The organism is Pseudomonas sp. St316 (assembly GCF_018325905.1).
GTDB lineage: Bacteria > Pseudomonadota > Gammaproteobacteria > Pseudomonadales > Pseudomonadaceae > Aquipseudomonas.
In genome coordinates this window covers 2,824,492-2,838,280 of sequence record NZ_AP021901.1, presented here as the reverse complement: position 1 = coordinate 2,838,280, position 13,789 = coordinate 2,824,492, and the positions used below count along the sequence as shown (strand labels likewise).

The following is a 13,789-nucleotide window of genomic DNA, read 5'->3' as shown; positions in this document are numbered from 1 at the left end:
TTTGTTTTCCGCTTGGCGAATTCCACGATGATACAGATCAGTGCCCTGCCCGCATTCACCGATAACTACATCTGGTTGTTACAGGACCACGCCACCCAGCGCTGCGCCGTGGTCGACCCAGGTGACGCCGCACCGGTGCAGGCGTGGCTCGAGGCCCATCCGGGCTGGGTCCTGAGCGACATCTTGATCACCCACCATCACCATGATCATGTCGGCGGCGTCCAGGCGCTGAAGAATGCGACGAACGCCACCGTCCATGGGCCGGCCAGTGAAAACATCCCGGCGCGGGACAAGGCCCTGCATGACAACGACAAGATCAGCGTGCTCGGCTGGGACTTTGATGTCTACGCCGTGCCGGGCCATACCCTGGGGCACATCGCCTATTACCACCATGGCCTGCTGTTCTGTGGCGACACCCTGTTCGCCGCCGGTTGCGGCCGGCTCTTCGAAGGCACGCCTGCGCAAATGCACCAGTCGCTCGGTCGCCTCGCCGCCCTGCCTGAAGATACGCTGGTCTACTGCACCCATGAATATACCCTCAGCAATCTGAAGTTCGCGGCCGCCGTGGAACCCGGCAACCCGGACATCGCCGCCCGCCTGGAAAAAGTCAGCCACCAACGCAGCGAAGGCATCATGACGCTGCCCTCGACCCTGGCCCTGGAAAAACTCACCAATCCGTTCCTGCGCACGACTGAAACATCCGTTAAACAAAAAGCAGACGAACGGAACGGCCAGCGAAACCAGACGCCGAGTGAGGTTTTTGCGGCCTTGAGGGCTTGGAAAGATACGTTCTAAGGCAGCTATCGATTGATACAAAAATTCTGAAAGGTTGACCTGTTGGGGTGCGCTTCCTAGAATCGGCCGACATTTTTGCCCGGAACTTACTTCCAGCCAATGTCGTCATCTATACGCAGGTCCGTCCAGTCAGACACATTGACCCGCTTGGCTCAAGCCATCGCGGTGGCCGTGTCCGCCACATTGGCGGGCTGCCAGAGCACGAGCCAGCTACCGCAGACCGACGCGGCGCACACGCCCAATATCGCCGCTCGCGCCAAACAGAAGCCGGTATGGCTCACTGAGAAACCCAGCCCCCAAGTGCCCCAGGACGTCTGGGAGCGCATGCGCCAAGGTTTCCAACTGCAGGAAACAGCCGGCGTCAACCCGCGCATCGAGCAACAGCGACTGTGGTTCGCCAGCAACCCTTCGGTCATGGAAAGCGCCGGCGAACGCGGCAGCCTGTACATCCATTACATCGTCGAACGCCTCGAAGAGCGCAACATGCCGCTGGAGCTGGCGTTGCTGCCGGTGATCGAGAGTGCCTACAACCCCATGGCCTATTCCCGGGCCAACGCAGTGGGCCTATGGCAATTCATCCCGTCCACGGGGCGTTACTTCAACCTGCGCCAGACCCGCTTCTATGACGGGCGTCGCGATATCACCGCCTCCACCACCGCCGCCCTGGACTACCTGACACGCCTGCACGACATGTTCAACGGCGACTGGTTGCTGGCACTGGCGGCCTACAATGCCGGCGAAGGCACGGTCAGCCGCGCCATCGAGCGCAACGAGAAGCTTGGCCTGCCCACCGACTACTGGAACCTGCCGCTGCCCAGCGAAACCCAGGCCTATGTGCCGAAGTTGCTGGCGCTGTCCCAGGTGGTGCTCTCGCCCGAGGCCTATGGCGTGAACCTCAACCCAATCGCCAACGAACCCTATTTCCAGGTTGTCGAGATCAACCAGCGCATGGACCTGTCCAAGGTCGCGGCGGTGGCCAACATCGACGAAGACGAGCTGTTCCAGCTCAACCCGGCGTTCAAGCAGCGCACCACCATCGACGGCCCCCAGCACCTGCTGGTACCCACCTCCAAGGCCCAGTTGCTGACCGCCAGCCTGTCGACCATGCGCCCGGAAGAGCTGATCAGCCAGCGTTCGCTCAAACCGGTCTTCGAGAACGTCGACGACAGCGAAGTGGAAGGCGCCAGGCGCACCTACCGCGTCAAGCGCGGCGAGAACCTGGCCCAGATCGCCAAGGCAAACAACGTCCAGACCAAAGACCTGCAACGCTGGAACAAACTCAGCGGCAGCAATCTCAAGGTCGGCCAGACCCTGGTGATGCAGGACGCCAAGGCCAGCAAGGCCAATGGCAAGCGCATCAGCACCGTGGTGGCCGCCAATAGCAAGGATCAGAACAAGCAGACCCAATACAAGGTCAAGCAAGGTGATTCGCTGTACGTCGTCGCCAAGCGCTTCAACGTGGAAATGCAGCACCTCAAGCGCTGGAACCCGCGGATGGGCAAGGCACTCAAGCCAGGGCAGATGCTGACGGTCTACTCCCCGCACTGATCACGCAGGCTTTGGCGAGGCGCTTGTTGTGGCGAGGGGATTTATCCCCGCTGGGGCGTGAAGCGCCCCTCGAACCTGACGACGCGCTGAATCAGATTGATCCAAGGGGTTGCTTCGCAGCCCAACGGGGATAAATCCCCTCGCCACAACAGCCTGCTGCCGATGTATCGCTGCCTACACAAGCCCCGCCTTTTTCCTGCCGATACAAGCTGTTACTGTACAGGCCATATAAGCCCAAGCCGCCTGGATCGGATCTCAGACTTGATACGTCCCCTCCTCTTGCTCCTGATCAGCCTGGCCTTGAGCTCTCCCGCCAGCGCAGCCATCAGCGAAAGCCATGGCTATGCGCAGTTCGGCACGCTCAAGTACCCGGCCAAGTTCACCCACTTCGACTGGGTCAACCCGCAAGCGCCCAAGGGCGGAGTCTTGCGGGTCATGGCATTTGGCACCTTCGATACCCTCAATCCCTACACGTTCAAGGGCAGCAGCCCGGTTTCCACGCCCAATTTCCTGCAATACGGCATCAATGAGCTGAACGAGCCGCTGATGGTCGGCACTGGCCAGTACGCACCGTCCGGTGATGAACCGACGTCCAGCTACGGCCTGATCGCCCAATCGGTGGAATACAGCGAAGACCGCAGCTGGGTGGTGTTCAACCTGCGCCCCGAAGCGCGGTTCCACGATGGCGTGCCCATCACCGCCTATGACGTGGCGTTCTCCTACAGGACGCTGCTCAAGGAAGGCCACCCGCAATACCGCACCAACTTGCAGGAAGTGCTACGGGTCGACATTCTCAACCCGCTGAGAATCCGCTTTGTCTTCAAGCGCGCGGGCAATCCGCTGCTGATCCTGCGCCTGGGGGAACTGCCGGTGCTGCCCCAGCATTACTGGAAAGGCCGCGATTTCAAGGCGACGACCTTCGAACCGCCCCTGGGCAGCGGGCCTTATCGCATCACCAAAGTGCAGCCTGGCCGCCAATTGGTGTTCGAGCGGGTCAAGGATTACTGGGGCAAGGACCTGCCGGTCAATCGCGGCAAGTACAACGTCGACCGCATGGACGTAGAGTTCTATCGTGACAGCGAAGTGGCCTTCGAAGCCTTCAAGGCCGGTGAGTTCGACATCTACATCGAACACCAGGCCAAGAACTGGACCAACGGCTATGACTTTCCGGCGATCAAGCGCGGCGACGTGATCAAGGCGCAGATTCCCCACCAGATCCCGACCCAGACCCAAGGCCTGTTCATGAACACCCGGCGCGGCACGTTTGCCGAGGTCAAGGTACGGGAAGCCCTGGGGTTGATGTTCGATTTCGAGTGGACCAACCGCACCCTGTTCAGCGGCGCCTACAAGCGCACCCTCAGTTACTACCCCAACAGCGAGTTTTCCGCCACCGGCCTGCCGGTGGGCCATGAATGGCTGCTGCTCAAGCCGTACCGCGAACAATTGCCGCCCAAGCTGCTCACCGACCCCTTCAGCTTGCCCACGACCGACGGTCGCGGCATTCCCCGGAAACCCTGCGCAAAGCCTTGGGGTTATTGAAGGAAGCCGGTTGGAGCCTCAACGGCCAGCGCCTGCTGAACGCCGACAGCCAGCCCCTGAGCTTCGAAATCCTGCTGGTGAACCCGAACCTTGAGCGCATCCTGCAGCCCTACGTCGAGAACCTCGCCAGCATCGGCATCCAGGCCCGGCTGCGCACGGTGGACCGTGCCCAGTACAAGCAGCGCCTGGACCAATTCGACTTCGACATGATCCTGCTGACCTTGAACCAGACCCTCAGCCCGGGACTTGAGCAATGGCAATACTTCCACTCCAGCCAAGTCGGGATCAAGGGCAGCAAGAACTACGCCGGGATCGCCAACCCAGTGGTCGACCATCTGCTGGAAAAGCTGCTCGCCGCCCAGACCCGCGACGAACAGGTCGCCGCCGGAAAGGCCCTGGATCGCGTGCTGCTGTGGCAGCATTACTGCATTCCCAACTGGTATCTCAATTATCATCGCCTGGCGTACCGCAACCGGTTCGCCTTCGTCACCACGCCGCCCTACACCCTGGGCCTGAGCGCATGGTGGCTGAAATCTTCGGAGAAAGATCAATGAAGCCTTTACGCGCCCTGCTCCTGCAGGCCAGCAGCCTGTTATTCGCAGGGCTGGCCTGTGCCGCGCCGCAGCATGCCGTGACGCTGTACAACGAGCCACCGAAATACCCGGCCGACTTCAAGCATTTCGACTACGTCAACCCGGACGCGCCCAAGGGCGGTGTGTTCCGCCAGGGCGGTTTCGGTGGCTTCGACAGCCTCAACCCGTTCATCAGCAAAGGCGTGCCCGCCGATGACATCGGCCTGATCTACGACACCCTGGCCAAACAGGGCCTGGACGAGCCTTTCACCGAATATGGCCTGATCGCCGAAAGAATCGAGAAAGCCCCGGACAATGGCTGGGTGCGCTTTTACCTGCGTCCCGAAGCCCGTTTCAACGATGGTCATCCGGTGCGCGCCGAAGACGTGGTCTTCAGCTTCCAGACCCTGACCAAGGACGGCGCGCCGATGTTTCGCGGCTATTACAACGACGTCGCCGAAGTCATCGCCGAAGACCCGCTCAAAGTCCTGTTCAAATTCAAGCACACCAATAATCGCGAACTGCCGTTGATCCTCGGCCAATTGCCGGTCTTGCCGAAACACTGGTGGGCCGAGCGCGACTTCAGCAAGGGCAACCTGGAGATTCCCTTGGGCAGCGGCCCCTACAAGGTCGCTGAAGTGAAGGCCGGTCGCTCGATCCGCTATGAACGGGTGAAGGACTACTGGGGCAAGGATCTGCCGGTCAATCGCGGTTTCTACAATTTCGACATGCTGACCACCGACTACTACCGCGACAACACCGTCGCGGTCGAGGCATTGAAAGCCGGGCAGTTCGATTTCTGGCTGGAAATGACCGCCAAGAACTGGGCCAATGCCTACAACATCCCGGCCGTTACCGAAGGCCGATTGATCAAGGAACAGATCCCCAACGGCAACCCCACCGGCATGCAGGGCTTTGTCTACAACCTGCGCCGGCCGATCTTCCAGGACGTACGGGTGCGCAAGGCCTTGAGCCTGCTGCTGGACTTCGAGTGGACCAACAAGCAGCTGTTCAACGGTGCCTACGCCCGCACCCGCAGCTATTTCGAGAATTCGGAAATGGCCGCCACCGGCCTGCCCGGCGACGACGAGCTGAAGATTCTCGAGCCCCTGCGCGGCAAGATTCCCGAGCAGGTCTTCACTGACGCCTTCCAGCCGTCGATGTGCGACGGCAGCGGCATGATCCGCGACCAGCAGCGCAAGGCCTACCAATTGCTGCAAGAAGCCGGCTGGCGCATCGTCGACGACAAGATGGTCGATGCCCAGGGCAAACCGGTGGTGCTGGAGTTCCTGCTGGCCCAGACCGAGTTCGAACGGGTGCTGCTGCCGTTCAAGCGCAACCTGAGCGACCTGGGCATCGACCTGGTGATCCGCCGCGTGGACGTGTCCCAATACATCAACCGCGTACGCTCCCGGGACTTCGACCTGGTGGTGGGCAGCTTCCCGCAATCCAGTTCGCCGGGTAACGAACAACGCGAGTTCTGGATGTCGGCCGCCGCCGACAAACCCGGCAGCCGCAACACCATGGGCCTGAAAGATCCGGCCGTTGACCAGTTGGTGGAACAACTGATCAACGCCGACTCGCGCAAGAACCTGGTGGCCCACGCCCGTGCGCTGGACCGGGTTCTGCAATGGGGCTACTACGTGATCCCGAACTGGCACATCAAGACTTGGCGCGTGGCCTACTGGAACCACATCGGCCATCCGAAAATCACGCCGACCTATGACATCGGCACCACCACCTGGTGGGTCAAGCCGGAGGTCAAGCCGGCCGATGAAGTAGAGAAGCAGGTCATCGAGCAGCAAATCGCCGCCCCTGCGAGCGTGGAGTAACGAAATGCTGGCTTATATTTTTCGGCGACTGCTGCTGATCATCCCGACCCTGTTCGGCATTCTGCTGATCAACTTCGTCATCATCCAGGCCGCGCCCGGCGGGCCGGTGGAACAGATGATCGCCAAGCTCGAAGGGTTCGAGGGCGCCACCAGCCGTATCGCCGGTGGCGGTGCCGAAGTGTCGGTGGCCGGTTCCTCCTATCGCGGCGCCCAAGGCCTGGACCCGGGACTGGTCAAGGAAATCGAGCACATGTACGGCTTTGACAAGTCGGCCCCCGAACGCCTGTGGATCATGATCAAGAACTACGCCCACCTGGACTTCGGCGACAGTTTCTTCCGCGACGCCAAGGTCATCGACCTGATCAAGGAAAAGATGCCGGTGTCCATCTCCCTCGGGTTGTGGAGCACGCTGATCATGTACCTGGTGTCGATCCCGCTGGGGATCGCCAAGGCCACGCGGCACGGCAGCCATTTCGATGTCTGGACCAGCTCGGCCATCATCGTCGGCTACGCGATCCCGTCATTTCTGTTCGCCATCCTGCTGATCGTGGTGTTTGCCGGCGGCAGCTATTTCGACTGGTTCCCGTTGCGTGGGCTGACCTCCAACAACTTCGACGAATTGAGCATGGGCGGCAAGATCCTCGATTACTTCTGGCACCTGGCCTTGCCCGTGACCGCCCTGGTGATCGGTAACTTCGCCACCATGACCCTGCTGACCAAGAACAGCTTCCTCGATGAAATCAACAAGCAATACGTGGTCACCGCCAAGGCCAAGGGCCTGACCCGCCATCGGGTGCTCTACGGCCACGTATTCCGCAACGCCATGCTGCTGGTGATCGCCGGCTTCCCTTCGGCATTCATCGGCATTTTCTTTACCGGCTCGCTGCTGGTGGAAGTGATCTTCTCCCTCGACGGCCTGGGCCTGATGAGTTTCGAAGCGGCCATCAACCGCGACTACCCGGTGGTGTTCGGCACCCTGTTCATCTTCACCTTGCTGGGGCTGGTGGTGAAACTGATCGGCGACTTGACCTACACCTTTGTCGATCCGCGCATCGACTTCGAAAGCCGGGAGCATTGAGATGAACCTGTCCCCTCTCAATCGCCGCCGCTTCGAATTGTTCAAGGCCAACAAGCGTGGCTGGTGGTCGCTGTGGCTGTTCCTGATCCTGTTCGGGCTGAGCCTGGGCGCCGAGTTGATCGCCAACGACAAGCCGCTGGTGGTGCATTACGACGACGGCTGGTACTTCCCGGCCCTCAAGCGCTACCCGGAAACCACGTTCGGCGGCGAATTCCCGCTGGAAGCCAACTACAAGAGCCCCTATATCCGCGAACTGCTGGCGGCCAAGGACGCCTGGGTGCTGTGGGCACCGATTCCGTTCAGCTACCAGAGCATCAACTACGACCTGAAGGTCCCGGCCCCGGCGCCCCCCTCCTCCGTGAACTGGCTGGGCACTGACGACCAGGGGCGCGATGTCCTGGCCCGGGTCATCTATGGCTTCCGCATCTCGGTACTGTTTGCCCTGACGCTGACCGTGCTCAGTTCGATCATCGGCGTGATCGCCGGCGCCCTGCAGGGCTTCTATGGCGGTTGGGTGGACCTGGCCGGCCAACGTTTCCTGGAAATCTGGTCCGGGTTGCCGGTGCTGTACCTGCTGATCATCCTGGCCAGTTTCGTGCAGCCCAACTTCTGGTGGCTGCTGGGCATCATGTTGCTGTTTTCCTGGATGAGCCTGGTGGACGTGGTCCGTGCCGAATTCCTGCGCGGGCGCAACCTGGAATACGTGCGCGCCGCCCGGGCGCTGGGCATGCAGAACGGGGCGATCATGTTCCGCCACATTCTGCCCAACGCCATGGTCTCGACCATGACCTTCATGCCGTTCATCCTCACCGGCGCCATCGGCACCCTCACCGCCCTGGATTTCCTCGGCTTTGGCCTGCCGCCCGGCGCGCCGTCCCTGGGTGAGCTGGTGGCCCAGGGCAAATCCAACCTCCAGGCGCCGTGGTTGGGCATCAGCGCGTTCGCCGTGCTGGCCCTGATGTTGAGCCTGTTGGTATTCATCGGCGAGTCCGCTCGCGATGCCTTCGATCCGAGGAAGTGAAATGAACCAGGATAATCTGATCGAAGTGCGTGACCTGGCGGTGGAGTTCATTGTCGGCGAACGCCGCCAGCGCGTGGTCGAGGGCGTCAGCTTCGATATCAAGCGCGGTGAAACCCTGGCCCTGGTGGGTGAAAGCGGCTCGGGCAAATCAGTCACCGCCCACTCGATCCTGCGGTTGCTGCCTTACCCGCTGGCCCATCACCCCACGGGGACCATCCAGTACGCCGGCCAGGATTTGCTGGGTCTGAAGGAAAAAACCATCCGTCATATCCGCGGCAACCGGATCGCGATGATTTTCCAGGAGCCGATGACGTCCCTCAACCCGCTGCACTCCATTGAAAAACAGATCAATGAAGTGCTCGGCATTCACAAGGGCCTGAGCGGTAAAGTCGCGACCCGCCGGACCCTTGAGTTGCTGGAGCTGGTCGGCATCCCCGAGCCCCACAAGCGCCTCAAGGCCCTGCCCCACGAGTTGTCTGGCGGCCAGCGTCAGCGGGTGATGATCGCCATGGCCCTGGCCAACGAGCCGGAACTGCTGATCGCCGACGAACCGACCACCGCGCTGGACGTCACCGTCCAGCTGAAAATCCTCCAATTGCTCAAGCAATTGCAGGCGCGATTGGGCATGTCGCTGCTGCTGATCAGCCATGATTTGAACCTGGTACGAAGAATTGCGCATCGCGTATGTGTCATGCAGCGCGGTTGCATCGTCGAACAGGCATCGTGCGAAGAGTTGTTCCGCGCACCGCAGCATCCGTACACTCGGGAACTGCTCGGCGCCGAACCCAGCGGTACCCCGGCGAACAACGTCGTCGGACCGCCGCTGTTGCAGGTCGAGGACCTGAAAGTCTGGTTCCCGATCAAGAAAGGCCTGTTCAAGCGCACGGTAGACTACATCAAGGCCGTGGACGGGATCCGCTTCAGCCTGCCCCAGGGCCAGACCCTGGGCATCGTCGGCGAAAGCGGTTCGGGCAAATCCACCCTGGGGCTGGCAATCCTGCGGTTGATCGGCAGCCAGGGCGGGATCCGCTTCGAAGGCAAGCAGTTGGACAGCCTGACACAGCAACAAGTCCGGCCGCTACGCCGGGAGATGCAAGTGGTGTTTCAGGACCCGTTCGGTAGCCTGAGCCCACGGATGTGTGTGAGCCAGATCGTCGGCGAAGGCCTGCGGATCCACAAGATCGGCACCGAAGCCGAACAGGAACAAGCGATAATCGCGGCATTGAAGGAGGTAGGCCTGGACCCGGAAACCCGGAACCGCTACCCCCATGAATTTTCCGGAGGGCAACGGCAGCGTATCGCCATTGCCCGGGCCCTGGTGCTCAAGCCGGCGTTGATTCTGCTGGATGAACCGACGTCGGCCCTGGACCGTACCGTGCAACGCCAAGTGGTGGAGCTGTTGCGGTCGTTGCAAACCAAGTACAACCTGACGTACCTGTTTATCAGCCATGACCTGGCTGTCGTCAAAGCGCTGAGCCACCAGTTGATGGTGGTCAAGCATGGCCAAGTGGTCGAACAAGGTGATGCCCGCAGCATATTCGCCGCGCCGCAGCACCCCTATACACAGCAGTTGCTGGAGGCCGCCTTCCTGGCCCCAACAACTGCCGAATAACCTGAAAGAGGAGCAACACATGGGTTTTCTCGCCGGTAAGCGCGTACTGATCGTCGGTGTCGCCAGCAAGCTGTCCATCGCATCCGGCATCGCCGCCGCCATGCATCGCGAGGGCGCTGAGCTTGCCTTCACTTATCAGAACGACAAACTGAAAGGTCGTGTCGAAGAGTTCGCGCAAGGCTGGGGTTCGAGCCCTGAGCTGTGCTTCCCGTGCGACGTGGCCAGCGATGAAGAAATCGCCAAGGTCTTCGAAGAACTGAGCAAGAAGTGGGACGGCCTGGACTGCATCGTGCACTCCGTGGGCTTCGCCCCGGGCGACCAACTGGACGGCGACTTCACCGAAGCCACCACCCGTGAAGGTTTCCGCATTGCCCACGACATCAGCGCCTACAGCTTCGTGGCCCTGGCCAAGGCTGGTCGCGAAATGATGAAAGGCCGCAACGGCAGCCTGCTGACCCTGTCGTACCTGGGCGCCGAGCGCACCATGCCGAACTACAACGTCATGGGCATGGCCAAGGCTTCCCTGGAAGCCGGTGTACGCTACCTGGCTGGCTCCCTGGGCCCGGATGGCACCCGCGTCAACTGCGTATCGGCAGGTCCGATCCGCACCCTCGCCGCCTCTGGCATCAAGAACTTCCGCAAGATGCTGGCCGCTAACGAAGCACAAACTCCGCTTCGTCGCAACGTCACCATCGACGAAGTCGGCAACGCCGGCGCCTTCCTGTGCTCGGACCTGGCATCGGGCATCAGCGGTGAAATCATGTACGTGGACGGCGGCTTCAACACCACCGCCATGGGCAACATCGAAGAGTAATCTTCACCCGCACCCTGTGTAAAAACGCCGCTTGTCCTGGAAAGGGCAAGCGGCGTTTTTATGCTCACTGCAAATCCCCTGTGGGAGCGAGCCTGCTCGCGATGGCGGTGGGTCTGCTGGCTTGATATTGCCTGTGCCGACGCCTTCGCGAGCAAGCTCGCTCCCACATAGATGGGTGCCGAGCCTCGGCTTTTCGACCAACATAAATCCCCTGTGGGAGCGAGCTTGCTCGCGAAAGCGGTGGGTCAGCTTGCCGCGATGTTGACTGGGCTGACGCTATCGCGAGCAAGCTCGCTCCCACAGGGATCAGCCTGTGCTAGTTGCGAAGCACCTGCTTCTGCGCATACATCGCCGCATCCGCGTCAGCCAGCAGGTTGTCGATTGTCTGATGACGCTGGGCGTCGTACTCGATCTGGCCGACACTGAAACGAATGTCATAGCCACGCTGCAACATCGCGTTGCGCTCATCGAGGATTTCCTGGAGTCGCGCCATGATTGCCGCGATCTCGACATGGGAAGAACCGGTGAGCAGCGCCACGAACTCATCACCGCCGAAGCGGCCGATCACATCACTTTCGCGAAAGGCGATACGCAGCACATCAGCGAAGGTTTTCAGCGCGTTGTCGCCCTCGGCGTGCCCATAACGGTCATTGATCGGCTTGAAGTCGTTGAGGTCGAAGAACAGCAGCGTCGCCGGACGCGACAAGCGATCACACACATTCAGCGCATGCTGGGCCAACGTCCTGAATCCACGCCGATTGGACAGCAGCGTCAACTCGTCCATGCTCGCCATCTGCACCGCGACCATTTCCTGCTCGGCCATGCGTGCCAGGTCGCGCAACAGTTCGCGCTCTTCGTCATTGAGCTTGCGCGGCTTGGTGTCCAGCAGGCACAACGTGCCAAGCATGCTGCCATCGCCCAGCCCCAGCGGATGTCCCGCGTAGAAGCGAATGCCAGGCTTGTCCGTGACCATTGGGTTGTCGTGGAAGCGTTCGTCCTGTTCCGCGTCGCAGATCTCCAGGATCTGATCCTGCAAAATCGCATGCCCACAGAAGGAAATTTCCCGCGTGGTTTCGCTGGCGTCCAGACCGGCGCTGGACTTGAACCACTGCCGGTTGGCGTCCACCAGCGACACCAGCGCGATGGGCACGTCAAACAGGCGTCGGGCAAGGCGGGTCAGGCGGTCAAACCGCTCTTCGGGTGCGGTATCAAGCAGCTTGAGCGAGTGCAGATTCTTGAGACGAGCGGCTTCGTCGTCCGGTTTGCGTGGCGCAAGCATCGGAAACTCCATTGGCGGGACTTCATGGAGTCTAGCCCAGGCCCCCAGCCCTTCAAACCGAACGGGCTAAATCCGATGGGCATTTACCGGCCAGGGCTAATACACTGCCACTCAGGTTCAAGACGAGGACGCTGACCGATGAAGCACGCCCCCCATGACGCCGCCCCACGCTTCTGGCGCGACGCGGCCCTGCCCTTCATCGAAGCCCGGGCCATCGACGATGGGCGCAAGGTCTGCTATTCGCGCCATTCCCATGACCACTTTTCCATCGGCGCGATCACCGCCGGGCGCAGCACCTACATTCACGAACGATCGAAATTCCAGGTGGAAAGCGGCACGGTGGTGCTGATGAACCCCGGCGACGTCCATGCGTGCAACCCGATCGACGATCAGCCGTGGTCCTACCTGATGTTGTACGTCGACACCCAGTGGCTCAGGGACTTGCAGCGCCGTATCGGCTTTGACGAAAGCCTGGATTTCCAAGGCTTCGCCACCACCCACAGCCGCGACGTGGAGCTGTTCGCTGCGTTGGGAAGGCTGTATGAGCAACTGGTGGACGATCAACTCGCCCCTGACAACAAGCACGCCGCCGCCGAGGCATTTTTCATTGACCTGCAACAACGGCTCAACCCTGCCGGTCGCCCGGACCGGGGCAGCCATCCAAGCCTGATGCGTGCGGCACAGTTTATCCACGACCATTGCAGCGAAGCCTTGAAGCTGCAAGACATTTGCGCGGCCGCGCAACTGTCGCCGTCCTACCTGAGCCGAGCATTCAAGCGCCATTACGGGATGACGCCCCACGCCTTCCTGGTCAACCGCCGGATCCAGTTTGCCCGCCGCCAATTGCGCGAAGGCAAGCTGATCGCCGACGTGGCGCTGGACAGCGGGTTTGCCGACCAGGCGCATTTCCAGCGTGCCTTCAAGCAACACCTGGCGGCCACGCCCGGACAATATCGCGGCTGAAGTGGGGGGATCACACGAAATCCTGTGGCGAGGGGATTTATCCCCTCGCCACAGGATGTGCTCTGTTCTCAAGACCACAGCAGATACACGGCACTGAGCACCAGCAATACCGCCATCGCTCGGTTGAAAAGACGCATGGTCGCCGGATTACCCAGCCACGTGCGCAGGAAACTCCCGGCATAGGCCCAGCAGCCCACCGAAACGTAGCAGATCACCAGGTAGATCGCCGCAAACTGCCACACCAGCCGCGCCTCGCCATCGGCCACGAAGGCCCCCATCCCCGCCACGCAGGCCAGCCAGGCCTTGGGATTGAGCCATTGCATCAGCGCGCCATAGAACATCGAGGGCGCCCGTCCCTCGTCCTCGCCGCCCAGGTGCCCGTTATCCATCACCAGTTTCCAGGCCATGAACAACAGGAACGCCACGCCGCCCAGTTGCACCACTCGGGTCAACCCTGGCCAACGCTGCAACAACTCGTGCAACCCCAGCCCCATCAACACCAGCAACAGCACAAACCCGAGGGTTGCGCCGACGACATGGCGCAACGTGGCACGAAATCCGTACCTGGCCCCGGAACTGAGGGCGACGATATTGACCGGGCCCGGTGTAATGGAGGCGACCAAGGCAAACGCCGCCATGGAAAGAATCAGACTCATCGCATACCTTCTTCATATCTGTGAGGTGGCGATCAAGGTAGATTGCCAATCGCGGGCGGTATTGAACAAAACTGCCTAAG

10 protein-coding genes and 1 pseudogene are annotated in these 13,789 nt (G+C 61.2%); 9 read left to right on the top strand and 2 right to left on the bottom strand.

Features of this window, described 5'->3' with window-relative positions:
- Positions 1-27: 27 nt before the first annotated feature.
- The 8 genes and pseudogenes from gloB to fabI all read left to right on the top strand — a co-directional run bounded on the left by gloB (position 28) and on the right by fabI (position 10,811).
- Entirely contained in the window at positions 28-795 is a 768-nt protein-coding gene (gloB, locus tag KI237_RS12895; RefSeq protein WP_212800130.1) for a hydroxyacylglutathione hydrolase, read from the top strand.
- Between the two features lie 99 nt (positions 796-894).
- Complete coding sequence (locus KI237_RS12890) at positions 895-2,343, top strand: transglycosylase SLT domain-containing protein (protein WP_212800129.1); 1,449 nt, start codon at positions 895-897, stop codon at positions 2,341-2,343.
- Positions 2,344-2,604: 261 nt separating this feature from the next.
- Positions 2,605-4,436 (top strand): annotated as a pseudogene (locus tag KI237_RS12885) (extracellular solute-binding protein).
- On the top strand, positions 4,433-6,286 hold the full coding sequence (locus KI237_RS12880; RefSeq protein ID WP_212800128.1) for an extracellular solute-binding protein: 1,854 nt from the start codon (positions 4,433-4,435) through the stop codon (positions 6,284-6,286). Before KI237_RS12885 ends, KI237_RS12880 begins: the two are co-directional and overlap by 4 nt.
- Positions 6,287-6,290: 4 nt before the next feature.
- On the top strand, positions 6,291-7,364 hold the full coding sequence (locus KI237_RS12875) for a microcin C ABC transporter permease YejB (protein ID WP_212800127.1): 1,074 nt from the start codon (positions 6,291-6,293) through the stop codon (positions 7,362-7,364).
- A gap of 1 nt (position 7,365) precedes the next feature.
- Positions 7,366-8,385, top strand: coding sequence for an ABC transporter permease (locus tag KI237_RS12870; RefSeq protein WP_046062782.1), 1,020 nt, complete (start codon positions 7,366-7,368; stop codon positions 8,383-8,385).
- A 1-nt stretch (position 8,386) separates the two neighbouring features.
- A complete protein-coding gene (locus KI237_RS12865) occupies positions 8,387-9,997 on the top strand; it encodes an ABC transporter ATP-binding protein (protein ID WP_212800126.1) in 1,611 nt (536 codons plus the stop codon).
- Positions 9,998-10,016: 19 nt separating this feature from the next.
- Positions 10,017-10,811, top strand: a complete 795-nt coding sequence (gene fabI / locus KI237_RS12860) for an enoyl-ACP reductase FabI (protein ID WP_090282903.1) — start codon at positions 10,017-10,019, stop codon at positions 10,809-10,811.
- Between the two features lie 316 nt (positions 10,812-11,127).
- Here the strand turns inward: fabI and KI237_RS12855 are convergent, their stop codons facing one another.
- Positions 11,128-12,090 (bottom strand): GGDEF domain-containing protein, encoded by a 963-nt coding sequence (locus tag KI237_RS12855; RefSeq protein ID WP_212800125.1) that lies wholly within the window; start codon positions 12,088-12,090, stop codon positions 11,128-11,130.
- A 138-nt stretch (positions 12,091-12,228) separates the two neighbouring features.
- On the opposite strand from KI237_RS12855, the gene KI237_RS12850 reads away from it, so the two are divergent.
- Positions 12,229-13,053 carry a helix-turn-helix transcriptional regulator gene (locus KI237_RS12850; RefSeq protein WP_212800124.1) on the top strand — a complete coding sequence of 275 codons (825 nt, stop codon included), beginning with the start codon at positions 12,229-12,231 and terminating at the stop codon, positions 13,051-13,053.
- 68 nt (positions 13,054-13,121) lie between these two features.
- Here KI237_RS12850 and KI237_RS12845 read toward each other — a convergent pair whose 3' ends face one another.
- Positions 13,122-13,709: a LysE family translocator gene (locus KI237_RS12845; RefSeq protein ID WP_212800123.1), complete on the bottom strand. Its 588-nt coding sequence runs from the start codon at positions 13,707-13,709 to the stop codon at positions 13,122-13,124.
- Between the last annotated feature and the right edge of the window lie 80 nt (positions 13,710-13,789).

What these genes read in the sequence shown, in the direction of transcription:
- gloB (WP_212800130.1), top strand. Translation starts at nt 28, where the DNA reads ATGATACAGATCAGTGCCCTGCCCGCATTCACCGATAACTACATCTGG.
- KI237_RS12890 (WP_212800129.1), top strand. Translation starts at nt 895, where the DNA reads ATGTCGTCATCTATACGCAGGTCCGTCCAGTCAGACACATTGACCCGC.
- KI237_RS12880 (WP_212800128.1), top strand. Translation starts at nt 4,433, where the DNA reads ATGAAGCCTTTACGCGCCCTGCTCCTGCAGGCCAGCAGCCTGTTATTC.
- KI237_RS12875 (WP_212800127.1), top strand. Translation starts at nt 6,291, where the DNA reads ATGCTGGCTTATATTTTTCGGCGACTGCTGCTGATCATCCCGACCCTG.
- KI237_RS12870 (WP_046062782.1), top strand. Translation starts at nt 7,366, where the DNA reads ATGAACCTGTCCCCTCTCAATCGCCGCCGCTTCGAATTGTTCAAGGCC.
- KI237_RS12865 (WP_212800126.1), top strand. Translation starts at nt 8,387, where the DNA reads ATGAACCAGGATAATCTGATCGAAGTGCGTGACCTGGCGGTGGAGTTC.
- fabI (WP_090282903.1), top strand. Translation starts at nt 10,017, where the DNA reads ATGGGTTTTCTCGCCGGTAAGCGCGTACTGATCGTCGGTGTCGCCAGC.
- KI237_RS12855 (WP_212800125.1), bottom strand. Translation starts at nt 12,090, where the DNA reads ATGCTTGCGCCACGCAAACCGGACGACGAAGCCGCTCGTCTCAAGAAT.
- KI237_RS12850 (WP_212800124.1), top strand. Translation starts at nt 12,229, where the DNA reads ATGAAGCACGCCCCCCATGACGCCGCCCCACGCTTCTGGCGCGACGCG.
- KI237_RS12845 (WP_212800123.1), bottom strand. Translation starts at nt 13,709, where the DNA reads ATGAGTCTGATTCTTTCCATGGCGGCGTTTGCCTTGGTCGCCTCCATT.